Annotated in this window: 19 protein-coding genes and 5 tRNA genes; 14 read left to right on the top strand and 10 right to left on the bottom strand. The window is 62.6% G+C overall.

The features are described 5' to 3' along the window. Nucleotides 1-20: 20 nt before the first annotated feature. Together HMPREF3170_RS04485 and HMPREF3170_RS04480 are read right to left on the bottom strand one after the other, a co-directional pair. Nucleotides 21-644 carry a heme-binding beta-barrel domain-containing protein gene (locus tag HMPREF3170_RS04485; protein ID WP_070478070.1) on the bottom strand — a complete coding sequence of 208 codons (624 nt, stop codon included), beginning with the start codon at nucleotides 642-644 and terminating at the stop codon, nucleotides 21-23. A gap of 20 nt (nucleotides 645-664) precedes the next feature. Continuing rightward, the gene (locus HMPREF3170_RS04480; protein WP_070478068.1) at nucleotides 665-1402 is read right to left on the bottom strand and encodes an LmeA family phospholipid-binding protein; all 738 of its coding nucleotides are present in this window, start codon (nucleotides 1400-1402) and stop codon (nucleotides 665-667) included. A 34-nt stretch (nucleotides 1403-1436) separates the two neighbouring features. On the opposite strand from HMPREF3170_RS04480, the gene mshD reads away from it, so the two are divergent. The 5 genes from mshD to pstB all read left to right on the top strand — a co-directional run bounded on the left by mshD (nucleotide 1437) and on the right by pstB (nucleotide 6237). Beyond that, nucleotides 1437-2351, top strand: a complete 915-nt coding sequence (mshD, locus tag HMPREF3170_RS04475; protein WP_070478066.1) for a mycothiol synthase — start codon at nucleotides 1437-1439, stop codon at nucleotides 2349-2351. 121 nt (nucleotides 2352-2472) lie between these two features. Continuing rightward, on the top strand, nucleotides 2473-3594 hold the full coding sequence (gene pstS, locus HMPREF3170_RS04470) for a phosphate ABC transporter substrate-binding protein PstS (protein WP_070361948.1): 1122 nt from the start codon (nucleotides 2473-2475) through the stop codon (nucleotides 3592-3594). Between the two features lie 2 nt (nucleotides 3595-3596). Continuing rightward, the gene (pstC, locus tag HMPREF3170_RS04465) at nucleotides 3597-4559 is read left to right on the top strand and encodes a phosphate ABC transporter permease subunit PstC (RefSeq protein ID WP_070478064.1); all 963 of its coding nucleotides are present in this window, start codon (nucleotides 3597-3599) and stop codon (nucleotides 4557-4559) included. Continuing rightward, the gene (gene pstA / locus HMPREF3170_RS04460; protein ID WP_070361950.1) at nucleotides 4556-5449 is read left to right on the top strand and encodes a phosphate ABC transporter permease PstA; all 894 of its coding nucleotides are present in this window, start codon (nucleotides 4556-4558) and stop codon (nucleotides 5447-5449) included. Before pstC ends, pstA begins: the two co-directional genes overlap by 4 nt. Before the next feature lie 14 nt (nucleotides 5450-5463). Next, nucleotides 5464-6237: a phosphate ABC transporter ATP-binding protein PstB gene (gene pstB, locus HMPREF3170_RS04455; RefSeq protein WP_070361951.1), complete on the top strand. Its 774-nt coding sequence runs from the start codon at nucleotides 5464-5466 to the stop codon at nucleotides 6235-6237. 3 nt (nucleotides 6238-6240) lie between these two features. Here the strand turns inward: pstB and HMPREF3170_RS04450 are convergent, their stop codons facing one another. After that, a complete protein-coding gene (locus HMPREF3170_RS04450; RefSeq protein WP_070478062.1) occupies nucleotides 6241-6969 on the bottom strand; it encodes a phosphate signaling complex PhoU family protein in 729 nt (242 codons plus the stop codon). 43 nt (nucleotides 6970-7012) lie between these two features. Continuing rightward, nucleotides 7013-8164: a tRNA dihydrouridine synthase DusB gene (gene dusB / locus HMPREF3170_RS04445; RefSeq protein ID WP_070478060.1), complete on the bottom strand. Its 1152-nt coding sequence runs from the start codon at nucleotides 8162-8164 to the stop codon at nucleotides 7013-7015. A 198-nt stretch (nucleotides 8165-8362) separates the two neighbouring features. Here dusB and HMPREF3170_RS04440 point away from each other — a divergent pair, with 198 nt between their 5' ends. Continuing rightward, complete coding sequence (locus tag HMPREF3170_RS04440; protein WP_070361953.1) at nucleotides 8363-9865, top strand: acetyl-CoA hydrolase/transferase family protein; 1503 nt, start codon at nucleotides 8363-8365, stop codon at nucleotides 9863-9865. Between the two features lie 6 nt (nucleotides 9866-9871). Here HMPREF3170_RS04440 and cydC read toward each other — a convergent pair whose 3' ends face one another. The 4 genes from cydC to HMPREF3170_RS04420 are packed head-to-tail and all read right to left on the bottom strand — an operon-like array spanning nucleotide 9872 to nucleotide 15546. Continuing rightward, on the bottom strand, nucleotides 9872-11434 hold the full coding sequence (cydC, locus tag HMPREF3170_RS04435; RefSeq protein WP_070478058.1) for a thiol reductant ABC exporter subunit CydC: 1563 nt from the start codon (nucleotides 11432-11434) through the stop codon (nucleotides 9872-9874). After that, the gene (locus HMPREF3170_RS04430; protein ID WP_070478057.1) at nucleotides 11431-12972 is read right to left on the bottom strand and encodes an ABC transporter ATP-binding protein/permease; all 1542 of its coding nucleotides are present in this window, start codon (nucleotides 12970-12972) and stop codon (nucleotides 11431-11433) included. Before HMPREF3170_RS04430 ends, cydC begins: the two co-directional genes overlap by 4 nt. Before the next feature lie 3 nt (nucleotides 12973-12975). Further along, on the bottom strand, nucleotides 12976-13980 hold the full coding sequence (cydB, locus tag HMPREF3170_RS04425; RefSeq protein WP_070361956.1) for a cytochrome d ubiquinol oxidase subunit II: 1005 nt from the start codon (nucleotides 13978-13980) through the stop codon (nucleotides 12976-12978). A 3-nt stretch (nucleotides 13981-13983) separates the two neighbouring features. Further along, entirely contained in the window at nucleotides 13984-15546 is a 1563-nt protein-coding gene (locus HMPREF3170_RS04420) for a cytochrome ubiquinol oxidase subunit I (protein WP_070361957.1), read from the bottom strand. A gap of 181 nt (nucleotides 15547-15727) precedes the next feature. On the opposite strand from HMPREF3170_RS04420, the gene HMPREF3170_RS04415 reads away from it, so the two are divergent. The 6 genes from HMPREF3170_RS04415 to HMPREF3170_RS04390 all read left to right on the top strand — a co-directional run bounded on the left by HMPREF3170_RS04415 (nucleotide 15728) and on the right by HMPREF3170_RS04390 (nucleotide 16957). Continuing rightward, nucleotides 15728-15800: transfer RNA gene (locus HMPREF3170_RS04415), tRNA-Lys, on the top strand. A gap of 256 nt (nucleotides 15801-16056) precedes the next feature. After that, a tRNA-Glu gene (locus HMPREF3170_RS04410) sits at nucleotides 16057-16129 on the top strand. Nucleotides 16130-16162: 33 nt separating this feature from the next. Then, a tRNA-Asp gene (locus HMPREF3170_RS04405) sits at nucleotides 16163-16239 on the top strand. Nucleotides 16240-16425: 186 nt separating this feature from the next. Beyond that, nucleotides 16426-16499, top strand: a tRNA-Asp gene (locus tag HMPREF3170_RS04400). Between the two features lie 22 nt (nucleotides 16500-16521). Beyond that, a tRNA-Phe gene (locus HMPREF3170_RS04395) sits at nucleotides 16522-16594 on the top strand. Beyond that, a complete protein-coding gene (locus HMPREF3170_RS04390) occupies nucleotides 16562-16957 on the top strand; it encodes a GNAT family N-acetyltransferase (protein ID WP_246814910.1) in 396 nt (131 codons plus the stop codon). Before HMPREF3170_RS04395 ends, HMPREF3170_RS04390 begins: the two co-directional genes overlap by 33 nt. Nucleotides 16958-16963: 6 nt before the next feature. On the opposite strand, the gene epsC is transcribed toward HMPREF3170_RS04390, so the two are convergent. Both epsC and cysK read right to left on the bottom strand, forming a co-directional pair. Further along, nucleotides 16964-17563 (bottom strand): serine O-acetyltransferase EpsC, encoded by a 600-nt coding sequence (epsC, locus tag HMPREF3170_RS04385; protein ID WP_070478055.1) that lies wholly within the window; start codon nucleotides 17561-17563, stop codon nucleotides 16964-16966. 51 nt (nucleotides 17564-17614) lie between these two features. Further along, nucleotides 17615-18550 (bottom strand): cysteine synthase A, encoded by a 936-nt coding sequence (gene cysK / locus HMPREF3170_RS04380; protein WP_070478054.1) that lies wholly within the window; start codon nucleotides 18548-18550, stop codon nucleotides 17615-17617. A 261-nt stretch (nucleotides 18551-18811) separates the two neighbouring features. Between cysK and ramA the strand changes: the two genes are divergently transcribed. Beyond that, nucleotides 18812-19654: an acetate metabolism transcriptional regulator RamA gene (gene ramA / locus HMPREF3170_RS04375; protein ID WP_070478053.1), complete on the top strand. Its 843-nt coding sequence runs from the start codon at nucleotides 18812-18814 to the stop codon at nucleotides 19652-19654. A 24-nt stretch (nucleotides 19655-19678) separates the two neighbouring features. After that, nucleotides 19679-20935 carry a UDP-N-acetylglucosamine 1-carboxyvinyltransferase gene (gene murA / locus HMPREF3170_RS04370; protein ID WP_070478231.1) on the top strand — a complete coding sequence of 419 codons (1257 nt, stop codon included), beginning with the start codon at nucleotides 19679-19681 and terminating at the stop codon, nucleotides 20933-20935. The last annotated feature ends 57 nt before the right edge of the window (nucleotides 20936-20992 follow it).

Below are 20992 nucleotides of genomic sequence, written 5' to 3'. Positions count from 1 at the left end.
AAGCCGGTAAACCCTAGTGCTTAGCCGGCGATGCGCTTGAGCTCGGCGGACATGTAGGGGACCATCTCGCCGTCGACGGCGCGCTCGTCAACCCAACCGAGGTTGTTGTTTGGCATCAGGCCGTAGACGCGCTTGCCGGGGCCGTGGTTCTCAGGGCCCGTTTCCGTCACGATGGTCGACGCGCTGGTCAGCTGCCATGCGCGCTCGTTGAGCAGTGTGCCGTACATGATCTCGGTGAGCCCGCGGGAGTTGGTGAGGGTGACCTCGATTTCGTCCTTCAGGGAAATGCGCCAGAAGCCGACCTCGCGCTGGTCCGCGCCGGTGGGTTTGCCGTCCTTGTCCAGGCGCCAGATGCGGGACTCGAAGCGGAGGTAATTCTCGCCGTCGTGGGAGATGACCAGCTGCTGGCCAAAGGCGTACTCGTCGCCGTTATCGTTGGCTTGGCCCTCGCCGTGCCACACGCCGACCAGCGGCAGAAGTGCTAAGAGGCCGTCGTGGAGGCTAGGGCCTTCACGCAGGTTTGCCGTGTCCGCTGGCAGGGGCATCTCATCAAACCCGAGGGCGGGGATGTTGCGGTGCGCGGTCGCCTTCGACTGTTCAGCGGCGAGGTTGACTGCTTCGTTTCCGTTTAGCTTTTCACTCATGCGTACCAGGCTACAACGTCCTACACCAGCGGTGCGAGGTCGGCAGCTTCCACGACGGTGTTGATGCGGTCGCGGGAAAATTCGATGGAGCCGCCGGAAAGTTGCACGTTGTCGGCCTGGCCGCCTAGCGGCAGGTCGCGGGTGTCCCTGTCCAGGGTGTACGCGTCGATGACGCGGTCGGTGAGGTCGGAGGGGACGTCGATAAGCTGGCTGGGCCGCATGCGGAAGGTGGGGCCGTCGAGGCGCAGGGTGACCACGACTGTGGTGGGAATGTCCGTGCCGGGGACGGTGCCGGTCATGCGAGCTTCGCTCGCGGTGCCGCCGGAGGGTGAGATGTCGTAGGGGTGCGCGATGTCGAGGTCGGTCATGCCGAGGAGCTGGCCGAACGCGACGCCGTCGAGGCGTACTGTGCGGCGCACGACGTCGGCTTGCGCGCCAGTGAGGTCCGCGCGGCGCAGGCGTTGTCCGGCGTTTGCGGGCAGTTCCAGGTTGATCAGCTCCACCCCGGCGTTGCCCACGCCGACGCCCGCCACCGGCACGTCTACGGAGTGCAGGCTCACCCTTGACACAGCTCCGGTCACAGCAGCCAGCGCCACCGGGAACCCGGAGATGTAGGCCTCGGGGGCGACTTCGAGCCCGTTGAGCTGCGCGGCCTGCCTCGACAGCGTGCGCTCCACGCCGGAGGCAAACAGGGTGTCGGCGGTGCCACCGATGCACAGCACCGCAACGAGCCCGAGTGCGATCGACCGTTTTTTCACGTCTCTAGTTGTACACACACGCTAGCCTTGGGGCATGACGAACACTCGCTTTCACCCCCAACCGCTCACGCTGCCGGAACATCCGGAGACGGCCAAACAGGTCGAGGCGATGCTGCAGCGCGTCGCGGACTACGACGGCATCGCAGCCTTTTCCGAGCAGTTCCTCAACGGGCTTCACGACGCCCGCCTGGGCCACAACCACCTGGTAGTCAACCAAGGTGACGACGTTGTAGGAGTCGTGGGGTTCGCCCCGGACGGTTCGGCGGAGCTCGCGGTGGATCCGCAGTCGCGTGGTCAGGGGATGGGCCGCAGCCTTGTCGACGCCACCTTCGCCCACAACCCCGCCGCCGGCCTATGGGCCCACGGCAACCTGCCCGACGCACACGAGGTTGCGCTGCTCCTCGGGCTCCGCCCGGTGCGCGAGCTGCTCGTGATGCGTCTGGACGAGGTGCGCGCTGAACCCGTGCAGCTGCCCGAGGGATACGAGGCGTTCAACCTCACCGAGGCGAGCGCAAAGTGGGGCCGTGGGGCCGTCGAAAAGGCGTGGCTGGAAGCCAACAACCAGGCATTTTCCTGGCACCCGGAGCAAGGCGGCTGGGATACCGAGCGCCTGCACCGCGCGATGGAAGCGGAGTGGTTCGACCCAGCCGGGGTGTGGCTGCTCTACCGCGGCGAGGAGCTTGCGGGCTTCCACTGGACGAAGCGCCACCCGGACGGCACCGGAGAGGTCTACGTTGTCGGCTTGGCGGACGCCTTCCGCGGCCACGGCCTTGGCGGCGTATTGATGGAACTGGGGCTGGTTCACCTCGCGGAGCAGGGAAGCCCGGCCGTGATCCTCTACGTTGAGGCGGACAATGCCCCGGCCGTGAAGCGCTACGAGGAGCTTGGATTCCAGGTCGCGGAGCGCCACGTCGTCTATAAAGCGGCGGGGGCAGCGGCGGGTGATTAAACCCAACCGTCACGCAACATTCATGTGAAGTTCACGAATAGGGGCCTTTAGTGTTCACCATCACGCTTTAGCGTTACTCCTCGAACATTAAAGGTCACTATTTCTTGGAAAGGTATTCCACGTGAATTTCAAAAATCAGCGTTCTGCAGCAGTATTCGGTGCATTGGCGGTAGCGTCGGCCGCGTTGGTTGCGTGTGGCAACGGTGCAGACAATGCGGCGGACACCTCCGCAACGGATACCCCCGGTTCCGATGCTGCAGTCGCAGGGGAGTACGAACTTTCCGGCGAAACTGGGCAGCTGCTGGCGGAGGGCGCGTCTTCGCAGCAGAACGCGATGGACTACTTCCGTACCGTGTACGAGGCAGACGTTCCGGGGGCAACGCTTGCGTACAACCCGACCGGCTCCGGCGCTGGCGTGAAGCAGTTCCTGGATAACCAGGTGGTCTTCGCAGGCTCCGACTCGCCACTGAAGGAAGAGGAAGTCGCAAAGGCTGCGGAGCGCTGCGGTGGCAACGAGGCGTGGCACCTGCCGTTCGTGATTGGCCCTGTCGCGGTTGCATACAACCTGGAGGGCGTCGACGAGCTGACGCTGAGCGTCGACAACATCGTGGAGATCTTCCAGGGCGTCATCAAGAACTGGAATGACCCGAAGATTGCGGAGTCCAACCCGGGTGTGGAGCTGCCGGACCAGAAGATCAACGTCGTTTACCGCGCGGATGAGTCGGGTACCTCGGACAACTTCCAGAAGTTCCTGATCGCAGCGTCGGATGGCAAGTGGGAGTCGAAGGGCAAGGCGTTCCCGACGGAGGTTGGCTCCGGTGCTAACGGCTCCACGGGTGTCGCTGACCAGGTGGCAAACACCCCAGGCGCGATCACCTACGTTGAGGCGGGCTTCGCAGACAAGATAGCGAAGGTTGACTTCGGCAACGGCCCGGTTGAGCTGAACTCCACCACCGTGGGCAACGCGCTGGCACACATGAAGTTCTCCACGGAGGGCCACAACATGGTGGTGGACTCGGAGGCACTGTTCGCGTCGAAGGATGCGGATTCCTACCCGCTGATCCTGACCACCTACGAGATTGTGTGCTCGGCTGGCTACGATGCCGCAACCGCTGGCATGGTGCGTGACTTCCTGAACGTGGCGCTGGACTCGCAGGACAGCGAGCTGGAGTCCGAGGGCTTCATCCCGGTGTCGGGCGCGCACGCTGAGCGTCTCCGCGAGGCTATCAACGCGATTCAGTAACAATGGCTGCAGCTCACGTTGAGGCGCGCCCCCGGCGCCGAGCCGGGGACCGCGTCTTCGAGGGCGTATCGACGTCCTCTTCGGTTTTAATCACGCTCATCATTTCTGCGATTGGCGCATTCCTCCTGCTGGAGGCGTTGCCGCCCCTGCTGCGGAACGAGGGCGGCTTCCTCGGGTTCCTGACGTATTCGGGCCCGTGGGAGACGGCGAACCTGGACGCAATGCGTTTCGGTATCCCGAACTTGTTCTTCTCCACGGTGATGATCTCGCTCATCGCGCTGCTGATTGCGATGCCGGTCGCTCTGGGCGTGGCGCTGTTCCTTTCGAGCTTCGCGCCGAAGCGCATGGTGCGCCCGCTCGCGGTGCTGGTGGACTTGCTGGCGGCGGTGCCGTCGATCGTCTACGGCATTTGGGGCGCGAAGGTGCTGGGACCCGCGCTCGGCAAGTTCTACGAGTGGGTGCATTCCTGGGGAGGCGACTTCTTCCTCTTCGCGCACTACCAAAACTCGCCGTCGTTCGCGACGGGCCGCAACATCCTGACCGGTGGCATCGTGCTGGCCATCATGATCTTGCCGATCATCGCAGCCACCGCCCGCGAGATCTTCACGCAGACGCCGCGCGGTCTCATCGAGTCTGCGATGGCCTTGGGCGCGACGCGCTGGGACGTGGTGCGGATGACGGTGTTGCCGTTCGGTAAATCCGGCTTCGTGGCAGGTTCCATGCTGGGTCTTGGCCGCGCGCTGGGCGAGACGATGGCGCTGTACATGGTGGTTTCCCCGGCACCGCTGTTCCGCGGCTCGCTCTTCGACGGCGGCACCACCTTCGCAACCGCGATCGCGAATGCGTCCGCGGAGTTCAATAACCCGATTAGCGCTGGCGCCTACATTGCGGCGGGCTTGGTCCTGTTTGTGATTACGTTTGCGGTCAACGCTGCAGCGCGCGCGATTGTGAGGAGAAGTAAATGACAACAAAGCCTATGTCGCCATTTACCCCCGTGGCGAAGTCGCGCACGATCAAAAGCGCTGTGATGGGCACGCTCGTGGCTGCCACGATGGTGCTGGCGATGCTGCCGCTGCTGTGGCTGCTGGTCACGGTGGTCGGCCGCGGGTGGGACGCCATCAGCGACGTGTCCTGGTGGACCACCGACATGGTCGGTATCCGCGCCACCAAGGAGGGCGGCGGTGCGCTGCACGCGATTGTAGGAACGCTGGCGCAGACGTTGGTGGCGTCGATAATTGCGATCCCGATTGGCGTGGCCACAGCGATCTACCTGGTGGAGTATGACAAGGGCGGGAAGCTGGGCAAGCTGACCACGTTCATGGTGGACATTCTGTCAGGTGTGCCGTCGATCGTTGCCGCGCTGTTCATCTACGCGCTGTGGATCACGGTGCTGGGGCAGGCGCGCTCCGGTTTCGCGGTCGCGCTGTCGCTGATCCTGCTGATGCTGCCCGTGGTGGTGCGCAATACGGAGGAGATGCTGCGCGTGGTGCCGATGGATCTGCGCGAGGCGTCCTACGCCCTGGGCGTGCCGAAGTGGAAGACCATCGTGCGCGTCGTGGTGCCGACGGCCTTCTCCGGCATCACCACCGGCATCATGCTGGCGATTGCCCGCGTGATGGGCGAGTCCGCGCCGGTGCTGATCCTGGTTGGGTCCACGCCGATCGTGAACTGGGCCGGCATGTTTGGTCAGCCGCAGTCCTCGCTGCCGCTGTTCATGCTGGACATGTGGAAGGCAGGCGGCACGGGTGCGGCCGCCGACAGGCTGTGGGGCTCGGCGCTCACGCTGCTCATCATTGTTGTTGTGCTCAACGCGCTCGCGCGGTTGATTGCCGCGAAGTTTTCAGTGAAGAAATAAGGATTACGTGCAATATGTCGAAGCTTCAGATGCGTGACGTCAACATTTACTACGGTGATTTTCACGCGGTGCAGGACGTCACCATGGAGATTCCCGCGCAGGCAGTCACTGCGTTCATCGGCCCTTCGGGCTGTGGCAAGTCAACCGTGCTGCGCACGCTCAACCGCATGCACGAGGTGATCCCGGGCGCCTCCGTGCAGGGCGAGATCATCCTGGACGGCCACAATATTTACGGCAAGGATGTGGACCCGGTGTCGGTGCGAAGCACCGTCGGCATGGTGTTCCAGAAGGCCAACCCGTTCCCGACGATGTCCATTGAGGACAACGTCGTGGCGGGCCTGCGCTTGGCAGGGGTGAAGAACAAGAAGGAGCTCAAGGACGTCGCGGAGCGCTCCCTGCGCGCGGCGAACCTGTGGGACGAGGTCAAGGACCGCCTGGACAAGCCGGGTGGTGGCCTTTCAGGTGGTCAGCAGCAGCGCCTCTGCATCGCGAGAGCCATCGCGGTGCGCCCCGAGGTCTTGCTTATGGACGAGCCCTGCTCCGCCCTCGACCCGATCTCGACCCTGGCCGTGGAGGAACTCATCCACGAGCTGAAGGAGAACTACACCATCGTGATCGTGACACACAACATGCAGCAGGCCGCGCGTGTGTCCGACAAGACGGCGTTCTTCTCCCTGGAAGCAACCGGTAAGCCTGGCCAGCTCATCGAGTTCGACGACACCACCACGATCTTCGAGAACCCGTCACGGCAGGAAACCGAAGACTACATCGCAGGCCGCTTCGGCTAGCCGCTACTTCTTGGCTCTGAACCGCCGCTCGATTGCCGCCAGCTTCGAGTGGCGGTCAAACGCGTCCTCGTCGCGCTGCTTCATGTACTCCTTCGGGTTTAGGCCCGTGACCAGGAAGACGACGCGGCCGGCGACGTTCACGCAGCGGTCCGCGTAGCGCTCGTAGTAGCGGGAGACGAGCGCCACGTCGACGGCCTCCCGGGCAGAGTGTTCCCAGGAGTCGGACGTTGTGATGGCGTTGAGGTAGTCGTGGAGGTCGTCGACACCTTCGTCGATTGCGTTGAGCTCAACAGCGATGTCCGCGTCAGGGTCGAGCAGCAGGTCGTGCGTGATGTTGACCATTTCGTCCACGCGGGCGGCCATCTCAGCGATCGGGGCGTGCTCCGTGTTCGGCAACACGGGGAAAGGGTGGCGCAGCCGCGCCAGCTTCGCAATGTGCTTCGCCATCGCGCCCATCCGCGAGAAGTTCTCCACGATATAGATAGAGGACAGCACCTGGCGCAGGTCTCCCGCCACCGGGTTCTCCAGCGCGAGCAGGCTCATGCTGCGCTCCTCGCAGCGCAGCTTGAGCTCCTTGAGCGGGTCGGACGCGTTGAGGGCATGCTCGGCGTCCTCGAGTGACTGCTCCAGCAGCGCGGTGGACGCCAACTGCATGACTTCGCGCACGGTGTCGCACATCTGCAGCAGGTCGCGGTTGAAGGCTTCGAGGTGTTCACGGTAGGCGGTACGCATGCCCGCCATAGTAATAGGTACGGCCTTATCAACGAGGCTAGGGCTAGCCGCCGTTGTTCTCGATTTCCGCGCCCTCCGGCACGGTGGCGTCTTCCGGATCGTCGAGCCAGCCCTCAGGTAGCGCAACCTTGGAGGAGGAACCCTGGCGGCCGCGGGCGTCGTCGGCGTGTTCGGCGAGTTCTTCGGAGTCCGCGATGGTCGCCAGCAGCGCCCCGAGCTCATCGAGCGTTTCCACCCGGGCAAGGTCCTTGCGGAATTCGCCGCCAACCGGGAATCCGCGTAGGTACCAGCCGGTGTGCTTGCGGATGTCGCGGCAGGCCTGCTGCTCACCGACGTGCTCCGCGAGCAGCTCCGCGTGGCGGGCGATGATGCCGCTGACGCGCCCCAGCGTTGGCTCTGGCGGGATCGGCTCCCCGCGCAGCTGTGCACCGATCTGGGCGAACAGCCACGGCCTGCCCAAGCACCCGCGGCCGACCTCCACGCCGTGGCAGCCGGTTTGCTCCATCATGTCGGTCGCATCCTTGGCAGCGAAGATGTCCCCGTTGCCGATCACCGGCAGCCCCGTGCCGCGCATGTGCTCAACCAGCCGGGCGATCTCATCCCAGTGCGCCGCCCCGGAGTAGCGCTCCGCGGCAGTGCGCGCGTGCAGCGCCACGGCTGCCGCACCCTCCTCGGCGGCGATCCGGCCCGCGTCCATGTGCGTGTGGTGGTCGTCGTCAATCCCGATGCGGAACTTCACCGTAATTGGCACCCCCGAACCTTCCGCCGCGCGGACAGCCGCAGCCACGATATTGCCGTACAGCCTGCGCTTATACGGGATGGCCGACCCGCCGCCGCGCCGGGTGACCTTGGGCACCGGGCAACCGAAGTTCATGTCCACATGGTCGGCGATGTTTTCCTCGACGATCATGCGCACCGCCTCGTACGTGTAGGCGGGGTCCACGGTGTAGAGCTGCATGGAGCGCGGCTGCTCCACATCGGCGAAGCGGATCATCCTGAGCGTTTTCTCGTTGCGCTCGACCATCGCGCGGGCAGTGATCATCTCGCAGACGTACAGTCCGGAAGTGGTGCCGGTGAGCTCCTGCTCAATTTCACGGCACAGCACGCGGAACGGCATGTTGGTCACGCCGGCCATCGGCGCGAGGAGGACGGGGGAGTTCAGCTCCAGGCCGCCGATGCTCAGATGTGGGTTCATAGTGCCCCCATTGTTCCCGCCACTGCCTGCGCAGTCCAATTCGGATGTCCCTTTTGTTTGTCGACGCCCGCTTCGCCCGGTAGGGGGTATCCAGTGAGGGTGACCTTTCTGGATGTTTGCGTAGTTTTCTGCCGTAAGACCTAAGTCACAATTATGGTGGTGTGATATCTGAATCATCAACACGAAGTGAGGTTTTTAATGAGCGAGCGTATCGCGAGTGACAAGCTGCGCGCCAAGGTCATGACTGCAGAGGAAGCTGCCCAGTTCGTGAACCATGGAGATAAGGTCGGTATCTCGGGATTCACCGGCGCTGGTTACCCGAAGGCAATGCCTGCTGCGATCGCAGCCAAGGCAACCGACGAGCACAACGCTGGCCGGGAGTACGCAATCGACCTGTTCACCGGCGCCTCGACGGCACCGGAGTGCGACGGCGTCCTGGCGGAAGCAAATGCGCTGCGCTACCGAATGCCGTACCAGTCTGACCCGCAGATGCGTAACAAGATCAACGCCGGCGAGATGAAGTTCCAGGACATCCACCTGTCCCACTCCGGCATGATGGTTGAGCAGGGTTTCTTCGGCGACGTGGACGTCGCGATCGTTGAGGCGGTCCGCATTACCGAGGAGGGCAACATCGTGCCTTCCTCGTCGGTCGGCAACTCGGTTGAGTACCTCAACGCGGCGAAGAAGATCATCATCGAGGTCAACGAGTGGCAGTCGCTCGACCTTGAAGGTATGCACGACATCTGGCTCGTGCCACCACTGCCGAACCGCATCCCGATCCCGATTACCAAGGCTGGCGACCGCATCGGTACCACCTACATCGAGATCGATCCGGAGAAGGTCGTCGCCGTCGTTAAGACCAACGCTGAGGACCGCAACGCGCCGTTCAAGGCTCCGGACGAGACCTCTGAGCGCATCGCCGCGAACTTCCTCGACTTCCTCGAGCACGAGGTGCGCCACGGCCGCCTCACCTACGACGGCTACGTTATGCAGTCCGGCGTGGGCAACGTGCCGAACGCCGTGATGGCGGGCCTGATGGACTCGAAGTTTGAGAACATCCAGGCGTACACCGAGGTTATCCAGGATGGCATGGTCGACCTTATCGACGCCGGCAAGATGTCCGTCGCATCCGCAACGTCCTTCTCGCTGTCCCCTGAGTACGCAGACAAGATGAACGCGGAAGCCAAGCGCTACCGCGAGTCCATCATCCTGCGCCCGCAGCAGATCTCGAACCACCCGGAGGTCATCCGCCGCACCGGCCTGATTGCCTCCAACGGCATGATTGAGGCGGACATTTACGGCAACGCGAACTCCACCCACATCAACGGCTCCCGCATCATGAACGCTCTGGGCGGCTCTGGCGACTTCACCCGCAACGCCTACATCTCCTCGTTCATCTCCCCGGCGACCGCGAAGGACGGAGCGATTTCCTCCATCGTCCCGATGGTGTCCCACGTGGACCACACCGAGCACGACGCGATGGTCTTCATCACCGAGTTCGGTGTCGCTGACCTGCGCGGCCTCGCTCCACGTGACCGTGTGGCCAAGATGATCGCGATTGCCCACCCCGACTACCGCCCACTGCTCGAGGAGTACGTGGAGCTGGCGTCGAAGAGCAAGTTCCAGCAGACGCCACACGATCTGCGTCACGCGTTCGACTTCCATACCCGCATCATGGAAACCGGCACGATGAAGAAGTAGCGTCAGCTACGACACCACGTCCGGGCCCGTCGGCGAGGCAGCAACCTCGATGCCGACGGGCCCGTCGACGTGTACGACTGCAATCACCGTGCGCTGTGGCAGCGCGCCGGGTAGCGGTTCGTGCAACAGGACGTCGAGGAGGTGCTCCGCGGCGTCGATGGAGAGGTGCTCGGTTGGCTCGTCCAGCAGCAGGATCGGGGCGTCGCTGACCAGCGCGCGCGCCAGTAACAGGCGGCGGCGCTGCCCGGAGGACAGTGAGTCCGCGCCGTTATCCAGCATGAAATCCAGGCCGAACTCGAAGCCGGTCGCCGCTAGCGCTTCCGCCATGCGGGCATCGCTGGCGTTGCCGTTGGCAACCAGCAGGTTCTCCCGCACCGTCGTGGCGAATACCCAGGCGTCCTCCGCGAACAGGCGCGCACCTTCCGCGATGGCCGCCGTCCCGCCGGCGACGGGCAGCAGGCCGGCGAGCGTCTCCAGCATCGTGGTCTTGCCACAGCCGGAAGGCCCGCGCACCAGCATCCGCTGGCCGGGGGCAAGTTCGAAGTCCCATGCTTGGTCGCCGTAGATGGTGCGCAGCGCCTCCGCCCGCACGGCCACGCCGGTCTCCGGGTGGGGGAGGGGGCCGCCGCTGAGCTTCGTTGCCTCTTCGGCGCGGTCCGCGACCTCGCGCAGGCGGTGGGCACTGCGCTTCGCCTGGTCCGCGTGCACCGCAGCCCCCGCGAGTGGGCCGTGCGCCTCAAAGGCCGCCAGCGGCAGCATTACCAGCATGCCCAGCCACACCGGGTTGCCCGTATACGTCTCGACGGCCAACCACGTGATGAGCAGTGCGCAGATGCCCGTGGCCCACGCCTGGATCGCAGACGCGGTGGCCTCCGGGCGCGTGGATTGAGCCCACGCCTTGCTCGCATCCGCCGAGGCCTGCGCGGCTTGCTCTATCAGCGCGTCGCCCTTGCCAGCGACGGCGTACTCCACCCTGTCGTGCAGCACCGAGTCGAGCTGCAGCGTGAAAGCGTTTTCTGCCTCGACCAGGAAGGTGTTGCGCGAAGCGCGCGTCGCTAAGTAGGGGATGAGCAGGCCCGTGAGCGCGAACCCCCCCGCCATGATCACCGCCGCCAGTGGGTGCAGCAGCGCCGCGCCCACGATGGCTACCACCGTGAGCACTACGGCGACGCCACGCGGGACGAGCGTGCGCACGATGTAATCCGTCACTCGCTCCGTATCCGCCACCAGCAGCGCCTGGCCCTCACCACGGCCCACACGACCTGCGGCCGCCTGGGCGTCGTACATGGTTGCGCGCAGCGTGGTCAGCGCGCGCAGGCCCAGCTTGTGTGCCACCAACCGGTCAAGGTAGCGGAACACCGCTCGCGAAATACCCAACGCGCGCACAGCCGTCACCGCCACCGAGAGGTCCAGCACCGGCGGCATCTCCCACGCGCGCGTAATCAGCCAGCCTGACAGTACCGTCAGGCTCAGCGCCGCCAGCAGCGTGATCGCACCGGCGATGATCGGGCTGATCAGGTCGCGGGGACGCACCTGCGCGATGCGCAGCAAAAACTTCAAGTCACTCATACCTGCACCACCTGGTCCGCGGCGTCGAGTACCCGCTGGTCATGGGACGCAACCAGCACCGCAGCGCCCCGCTGCGCCAGCCCGCGCATCCTTCGTATCACTTCGTCAACTAACTCGGGGGAGAGGTGCGCGGTCGGCTCGTCCAACACGAACACGTCCGCATCCGCGGCGAAGGTGCGCGCAATGCCGACGCGCTGTCGCTGGCCTGCGGAAATGCCGTCCCCGTACGGGCCGACAGCATGTGCCTCGGACACGCCCACCAGACTGACATCACGGGCGTCCCCGCGCGCGCCAAACAGTGCCACGTTCGAACCCACGGTTCCAGGCTCCATCGCCGGGGTCGCAGGCAGATACGCCACCTTCTTCTCGACGCCCACTTCGCCTCCCACCATCGCATCCGGCAACTGGCCCAACACCGCCAACAACGTAGTGGACTTGCCGGAACCATTCGCGCCGGTAAGCGCCGTGATCTGGCCGCGCGGGGCGTCGAAGGTGAGCCCATCCGGGCGGACTCCGTCTCGTCCACGCACGCTCAGGTTGCGTACCTGCACACCGGGTTCCTCGGCGATGTAGGAGCCGGTGGCGGCGGAGGGGGCGTCGAGAAGCTCGAGGACGCGCTCGGCAGCGCTCAGGCCGTCGGCTGCGGCGTGGTAGCTTGCGCCGACCCTACGGATCGGTGCGAAAACCTCCGGGACGATGATGAGCACCGTCAGCCCGGCCAGCAGCGTGATCGAACCGGTCACCAGCCGCAGGCCGATGCTCACCGCGACCAACGCCACCGACAACGTCGCGATGAACTCCAAAGCGAACGAGGACAGGAATGCCAGTCGTAGCACTCCCATCGTGGAGTCCGCGTGTTTTTGGCCCGTTTGGCGGATCTGCTGCGCAGGACGCTTCGTGGCGTGCAGAGCGCGCAGTGTCGGAGCACCTGCCAACAGGTCCGACAGTTGAGCACCCAGCCCAGCTGTGACCTCGAGTCGGCGTTTGGTGTGATCCGCCGTCAACTTGCCGATCAGCACCATAAACATCGGAATCAACGGCAGCGTAATCAGGCAAAACACGCCAGAGATCCAGTCGAAGTAGAAGATGACGGCCACCACGATTGGGGTGCCGATGGCCGTCGAAAAGAGGGCGGGGAGGAACTCCGTGAGATACGGGCGGAAGTCCGTAATTCCGCGCGTGAGCACATGGCGCCACGTCGCCGAATCCTGCTCCACCACGCGCGGGTCCTGCTTCGCCAACGCCCGCAGCGCCTTCGTCCGCAAGTCCTCTACAACGCCGCCGACCGCATCGGCGGACCAGCGCTGCGCTACCCACGACAACACGCCGTGGGCCACAACAACGCCAGCAAGCGCCAACAGCAACGAGGCACGCGGAACCGCGCGCTCCGTCACCGCCGACGCTGCGACAAACCCAATCAAAATACCCCGGGCCACCAGCAGCAACGTGTCTGTAGCTTGCGCAACGCCCGTGCGCACAATGAGTTGGCGCACGGGCGGAACGAGGTGAAGTAGCCGGGGGTCAATCGGCGAGGCCATAGCCTAGACCGACACCCTCTTCCGGAACGCCCAGTAGGTCCAAATCTGACCCGCCAGGACGATCGGGGTGAGGCACACAGCCGCCCACGTCATCACCTTCAAGGTGTACGGCGAAGAGGACGCGTTGCGGATATCCCAACCAGCGAACAGATCGCTTGTCGACGGCATCACGTCCGGGAACAGCGAGCCGAACAGGACAATCGCGCAGCAGATAATGGCAAACGCCGTCATCCAGAACGCCAATCCATCACGGTTGCCAGCGATGCCAACCACCGAAACGATCAGGCCGACCGCCGCGAGTGCCAGCGGGATCCAGGTCCAGCCAGCGCCCAGCGTGAGCTGGATCCACAGCAGGTACGCTGCGCCAACCACAATCGCCGGGCCAGCGATGAACTTCTTTGCAAACGCGTGCATCTCAGCACGCAGCGGATCGTGGGACTTAAACCCAAGGAACGTCGCACCGTGCAGCATGAACAGCAGTACGAACGCCACGCCGCCCAGCAGGCCGAGCGGGTTGAGCAGGCCAAGGAAGCCGTCGTAGAAGGAGTCCAGACGGCCCTGCTCGTTGAGCGGAACGCCCATCACGATGTTCGTGAAGCCAACGCCCCACAGCAGCGTAGGCAGGTAGGAGCCAAACGCCGTGCCGGCGTCGCAAAGCCTGCGCCACTTCAGCGTGTCCACCTTGACTCGCCACTCCAAGCTCACGCCGCGGACAATCAGGCCCATAAGGATGAGCACCAGCGGCAGGTAAAAACCGGAGAACAGCGTGGCGTACCACTCAGGGAACGCCGCGAAAATCGCAGCGCCGCCCGTAATGAGCCACACCTCGTTGCCGTCCCAGATCGGGCCAATTGTCCTGATCGCAGCCGTGCGACGACGGTCGTTCTCGATTTCATCGCCCTTCATGAACGGCAACAACATGCCAACACCGAAGTCAAAGCCCTCCAACACGAAGTAGCCGGTGAAGAACACTCCGATGATCACAAACCAAAGCACTTGCAAGTCCATGATTTATAGCTCCTTGTTGTCCGCAGTGGTTGTGGTTGCGCCGGACTCCTGCGAAGACTTGAAGCTCAACGGCTCCAACTCGGTCTCGGCGTTCGGGCCATAGAGCACATCCTTCAGGCGCTTGGAGTCGCCCTCGTGCAGTCCAGGCTGGTCCATGCCCTTGCGGACCTGACGCTGAATGAGCCATACCCACAGCACCGCACCGATGCCGTAGAGCACCGTGAACAGCACCATAGAGAGCAGCACCTGCCACGGCTGGTGGTCAGAAACACCGAAGTCCAGCAGCATGTGAATGTTCTGCTCCATACCCGGGTGGTCCCCACCCTGGAATGCAGGGTTCGGGTGGACGATCCACGGCTGGCGGCCCATCTCGGTGAAGATCCAGCCCGAAATGTTCGACAGCCATGGAGCCGGCAGCGCCACCAGGCACAAGGTGCCCAGCCACTTCGCAGTAGGCACGCGCTTGCCGCGGGTTACCCACAGGCCTACCAGCGCCATCACGACGGAAACGACGATGAAGAAGATCATCATGCGGAAGGACCAGTACGTCACGAACAGGTTCGGGGTGTAGTTGCCCGGGCCGTACAGCGACTCGTAGTACTGCTGCAGATCCAGCACGCCCTGCAGCTCAACGCCAGAAAGCTTGCCCTGTGCCAGGAACGGAAGCACAAATGGCAGGCCGATCAGCTGGGTTGCGGACTCGCAGTCGTTGTACGTCGAGATAGAAAGCACCGAGAAGTGCGGATCCAGCTCAGTGTGGCACAGCGCCTCTGCCGACGCCATCTTCATCGGCTGCTGCGTAAACATCAGCTTGGCCAGCTCGTCACCAGTCAGCGTGATGAGCACCGTCGCAGCGAGGATGACCCACGCACCGAAGCGGGTGCAGGAACGCCACACCGTCGCGGCATCCCCATCCGGATCGCCCTTGCGGGCCTCGCGGATCATCCACCAGCCAGCGACGCCGCACACCAAGGTGCCCGCGAGCATCCAAGCGCCGAACACCGCGTGCGGGAATGCCCACAGCACCGTCGGGTTCGTCAGCAACGCCTTGAAGGAAACCAGCTCAGCGCGGTTCGTTTCCGGGTTGAACACAGCGCCCACCGGGTGCTGCATGAACGAGTTTGCGGTAATAATCCAGAACGCCGAGATGTTCACGGCGATCGAAACAATCCAGATTGACGCAAGGTGTGCCCACTTCGGCAACCTGCCCCAACCGAAAATCCAGACGCCGAGGAAGACGGATTCAAAGAAGAATGCCGTCAGGCCCTCGAAGGCGAGCGGTGCACCAAACACGTCTCCCACGAACGAGGAGTATTCAGACCAGTTCAAGCCGAACTGGAACTCCTGGACGATGCCGGTGACAACGCCCATTGCGAAGTTAATGAGGAAGATGTTTCCGAAGAAACGGGTCGCGCGGTACCAGCGCTCGTCGCCAGTCTTGTGCCAGATGCTTTGCATGATCGCAACCATCGGCGCGAGTCCCATGGTCAGTGGGACGAAAAGGTAGTGATAGACCGTCGTAATGCCGAACTGCCACCTTGACAGATCGACTAAATCTAGCGGCATTGTGACTCCTTCAACGTAAACAACCAATAAAGGTTATGGTCATATATTTACCGTAGCAGGCACCGAAAACCCCTAACTTCCAGGGAGTATGACCATATATGGGGGTAGCGTCCTGAAGGGTCATTTCGGGGTGGGTTTACGATTTCGGCCCACCCCTGAGTTGTGCTAAGTTGTTGCGCACGGGCCTTTAGCTCAGTTGGTAGAGCTACGGACTTTTAATCCGCAGGTCGCGGGTTCGATCCCCGCAGGGCCCACATTCAGCGCCACGCGACTTCGGTCGGTGGCGCTTTTTGTTGGATGCAGAGTGGCTTGAGTCGGCGCGAAGCTCAAAGTGTAGTAACAGGATTGTAGTAACTCTTGTCCGCACTCCCGTTTCGAGGATTACTACAATCCTGTTACTACACTTTGCAAATTTTGGCTAACGAATCACCCTTGAAAACTTGCTATGTACTGGTGATTTGTGATGTTATTCTGCATCGGCTTATGATGGTCGAGCTGTTAACGCAGCGGGCCCCCATCGTCTAGAGGCCTAGGACTCCGCCCTTTCACGGCGGCAACACGGGTTCGAATCCCGTTGGGGGTACTTCAGCCGCAAGGTTGAAACACAAAAACATATGGCCCTGTGGCGCAGTTGGTTAGCGCGCCGCCCTGTCACGGCGGAGGTCGCGGGTTCAAGTCCCGTCAGGGTCGCCATGTTTGAAGAGTCGGAACGGAAACGTTCCGGCTCTTTTTATTTTGTCCAACCTGCCTACATGAAGAGGTGAAGTGGCGTCGAAAAATATGGTTTGTGCTGGCGATTTGCTTGTGTTCGAGAGCTCTGTGTAAAGTATCAACTCGTGCAAGCGACCGTGTAGCGGCCGTGAGTACGAAACTGAATAAGGCCCTGTGGCGCAGTTGGTTAGCGCGCCGCCCTGTCACGGCGGAGGTCGCGGGTTCAAGTCCCGTCAGGGTCGCGAACAGCACTTGTGTTGTTCTGGCCAGATAGCTCAGTCGGTAGAGCACACGCCTGAAAAGTGTGGGGTCGCCAGTTCGATCCTGGCTCTGGCCACACTCCAACCCCTTCACTGCGGTGGAGGGGTTTTGTGTTTCTGTCCCCGAGGATTGGAGCGTTGATTTGTCGGAGCACGACGCAGTACAGCCCGAGCTGAAGAGGAATGACCAGGAGTCCCGCTACGAGATATTTGTCGACGGGCAATTGGCCGGGTTTGCCACGTACGCTGACGTCGACGGTGCGCGGGAGTTGCCACATACCTTCGTGGATCCGAAGTTCCGTGGGCAGGGCCTTTCGGGCCCGCTGATGCGGTACGCGCTTGACGACGCCCGCTCCGAGGGTCTCAACGTTATTCCGACGTGCCCCGCTGTGGCGCGCTACATTGCGCAGAACCCGGAGTACGCGGACCTCGTCAAGTAGCGTGGATTAGATGACGTAGCTGCCCGGGTCGAAGTACTTGTCGGGGTCGACGAGGTGCTTTGTTTCGCACTCTTGGCGCTCCCTGACCTTGGCAGGAATGCCGACGGCGATGGAGTTCGCAGGGATGGACTTTGTGACGACGGCATTCGCCCCAACCGCTGTGTTGTCTCCGATTGTGATGGGGCCGAGGACCTTCGCCCCGGCACCGATGGTGACGTTGTTGCCGATGGTGGGGTGGCGCTTCGTCTGTGTAAGCACCTGTCCGCCGAGCGTTACGCCGTGGTAGAGCATGACGCCGTCGCCGATTTCGGTGGTCTCACCGATGACGATGCCCATGCCGTGGTCGATGAAGAAGCGTCGGCCGATGGTGGCGCCTGGGTGGATTTCGATGCCAGTGAAGAAGCGGTTGGCCTGGGCGAGCACACGCGCGGGCCCTTTCAGGTTGCGTTGCCACATCCAGTGGCACACGCGGTGAGTCCAAATGGCGTGGAGCCCTGAGTAGACGATGGCGTTCTCGAGGTCGCCTCGCGCCGCCGGGTCGTGGTCCCTCGCGTTGGCAAGGTCCTCGCGGATCATTTGAATCACGCGGATGGCCGTTTTGATCATGTGGCGATCCTATCAACGACCACCCGCGGGGTGGCGTCGTGCCCGTTTGGTCTAGTCGCGGATGTCTTCGTAGAGCACGGTGGAGACGTAGCGCTCGCCGAAGTCCGGAATGATCACGACGATCGTTTTGCCTTCGTTCTCGTCGCGGGCGGCGAGTTCGAGCGCCGCCTTGAGGTTTGCGCCCGCCGAGATGCCGCCGAGGACACCGTCCTTCAGCGCAAGTTCGCGTGAGGTGGCGACGGCGTCTTCGTTTGAGACTGTAATAATCTCGTCGATAACGTTGCGGTCGAACGTGCCAGGGATGAAGTTCGCACCGAGGCCCTGAATCTTGTGCGGGCCTGCCTCGCCGGTGGACAGCAGTGGGGAAGCAGCTGGCTCGACTGCGACGGCCTTGACGGATTCCTTCTGCTCTTTGAGGTACTTCGCGGAGCCAGAGATCGTGCCACCTGTGCCGACACCGGCAACCACAATGTCGACCTCCCCATCAGTGTCGTTCCAAATCTCGGGGCCGGTGGTCTCGTAGTGGACCTGCGGGTTGGCTTCATTTTCGAACTGGCTGGCCAGGATTGCGTTTTCCGTCGTCTCGACGATCTCGTTCGCCTTATCGACGGCCCCCTTCATGCCTGCCGCGCCTGGCGTCAATACGATCTCTGCCCCGTACGCGCGAAGGACCACGCGACGCTCCTGCGACATTGTCTCCGGCATGGTCAGGATGACTTTGTAGCCCTTCGCAGCGCCGGTGAGCGCGAGTGCGATGCCGGTGTTGCCCGATGTCGCTTCCACGATGGTGCCGCCTGGCTTCAGTTCGCCGGAGGCTTCCGCCGCGCGGACGATAGCGTCACCAATACGGTCCTTGACGGAATTTGCCGGGTTGTAAAACTCAAGTTTTGCTAGGACGCGTGCCTTGAGCCCGTCAGCGATGCCGTTGAGCTCTACGAGCGGCGTATTGCCGATGAGGTCCAATACTGACTTTGCGATCTTTGCCATGAAAATAACTCCTTTACCTGTATGTTTCGCTTACGTTGCGTTCTTGTTGCGCGATTATACACTCGCGACATGAACCAGCTAGTCTTTGTCAAATAGACCGATTTGTTCACCTACTTCCGGGGTTGTGTTTCTGTGAATGTGTGGCAAGTGCAAAGTTTGGCTACCCCCGAAAACGCGTTATGATGAAAGGGCTTTGAGTCAAGTTCGACAAGCAGTGTCCCTAAACAGGGGACACTCGAACGGGTGGAAAGCGAGAGATCATTGACCGACGCACAGTGCCTTAAGGAAGACGACGACGCCATCCGGGCAGCGTTGACCACGCTGAAAACCGCAACCGGTATCCCCGTAGCCATGTATGGCACCCTTCTGGCAGATAACCGTTTGCAGATCACGCAATGGATCGGACTACGCACTCCAGCTCTGCAGGAGCTTGTCATTGAGTCAGGTGCCGGTGTAGGTGGAAGGGTCGTCGCTACGCGCCGCGCGGTGGGTATTTCCGACTACACACGCGCGAATGTCATCTCCCACGAGTACGACAAGCAGATTCAAGACGAAGGCCTGCACTCCATCGTTGCAGTCCCGGTAATTACCCAGCGCGAGATCCGTGGCGTCCTTTACGTGGGTGTGCACTCGCCGGTGCGTTTGGGCGACAAGGTGATTGAAGAGGTTGCTATGACGGCTCGCTGTCTCGAGCAGGACCTCGCGGTCAATACCGCCCTGAGGCAGGGCGACGGCGCGCGCGCCGGACAGAAGACGGGTCGCGTTATGAACAGTGCGGAGTGGGAGCAGGTTCGCTCCACGCACTCGAAGCTGCGCATGCTGGCAAATCGTGTGGGCGATGAGAATCTTCGCAAGGAAATCGAGCAACTGTGTGACCAGATGGTTTCCCCGGTGCGCGTGAAGCAGACGACGAAGCTTTCTGCCCGTGAACTCGACGTTCTTTCCTGTGTTGCGCTCGGCCATACCAATGTTGAAGCCGCGGCCGAGATGGGTATCGGTGCCGAGACGGTGAAGTCCTACCTCCGCAGCGTGATGCGCAAGCTTGGGGCACACACCCGCTACGAGGCCGTTAACGCAGCTCGTCGCATCGGGGCGTTGCCGTAACCGTTGTTGGGTACGCTGGGTTCCGTGAAAGAACGATTTTTAGTCTCTGGCGGTACCCGGCTTGAAGGCGTCGTAAAGGTAGACGGCGCCAAGAACAGCGTGTTGAAGCTCATGGCGGCAGCGCTGCTCGCCGAAGGTACAACAACGCTATTTAACTGCCCCGAAATTCTCGACGTCCCCCTCATGCGGGACGTCCTCGTCGGACTCGGCTGCTCCGTAGATATCGACGGCACCGTGGTCACCATCCACGCTCCTGCCGAGGTTTCTCCCCACGCCGACTTCGAAGCCGTCCGGCAATTCCGCGCCTCCGTTGCGGTGCTTGGCCCGCTTGTCGCCCGCTGCGGCGAGGCGTATGTTGCCCTTCCTGGTGGCGACGCGATTGGGTCCCGACCTCTAGATATGCACCAGTCTGGCCTTGAGAAGCTCGGGGCGACGACACACATTGAGCACGGAGCCGTTGTTGCCCGCGCCCAGCAGCTGCACGGCGCGGACATCGCGCTCGATTTCCCCTCGGTTGGTGCGACCGAGAACATCATTACCGCGGCAGTACTTGCTGAGGGGCGTACTACTCTCTCCAACGCGGCACGTGAACCGGAGATCGTCGACCTTTGCGACATGCTCCGGGCCATGGGGGCGAAGATCGAGGGTGCGGGAACGTCGACAATTGTTATCGATGGCGTCCAAAAGCTGGAGCCGACGCAACACACCGTGGTTGGCGACCGGATTGTTGCCGGAACCTGGGCTTACGCAGCTGCAATTACTCAGGGCGATATCACGGTATCCGGCATCGCCCCTGGTCACCTGCACCTTCCTTTGCAGAAGATCAAGCTGGCTGGCGCGCAAGTGGAGACTTACGACAACGGTTTCCGCGTACGCATGAACCAGCGTCCAAAGGCTGTCGACTACCAGACGCTGCCGTTCCCCGGCTTCCCGACAGACCTGCAACCGATGGCGATTGCACTTTCCGCGGTAGCCGACGGCGTTTCAGTCATTACGGAGAACGTTTTCGAAGCGCGCTTCCGATTTGTCGACGAAATGATGCGCCTCGGCGCTGACGCCAACATCGATGGCCACCATGTGGCTCTTCGTGGTGTTTCGACGCTCTCCTCCACGGATGTGTGGAGCTCCGACATTCGCGCCGGAGCTGGCCTTGTCCTTGCTGGCCTTGTCGCGGAAGGGCAGACCACGGTGCACGATGTCTACCACATTGACCGTGGTTACCCGCGATTTGTGGAGCAGCTCAATGAACTCGGTGCGAAGGTGCAACGAGCAAACGATTAGAACGCTTAAAAACCGGTCCCTCCCAGGCGATTTGTGTTGTTTGTTGGTTCGTGGTTA

The organism is Corynebacterium sp. HMSC08D02 (genome assembly GCF_001807505.1).
Classification (GTDB): Bacteria; Actinomycetota; Actinomycetes; order Mycobacteriales; family Mycobacteriaceae; genus Corynebacterium; species Corynebacterium pseudogenitalium.
Note: the sequence above shows the minus strand (reverse complement) of the source record. Positions and strands in the feature narration are given on the sequence as shown.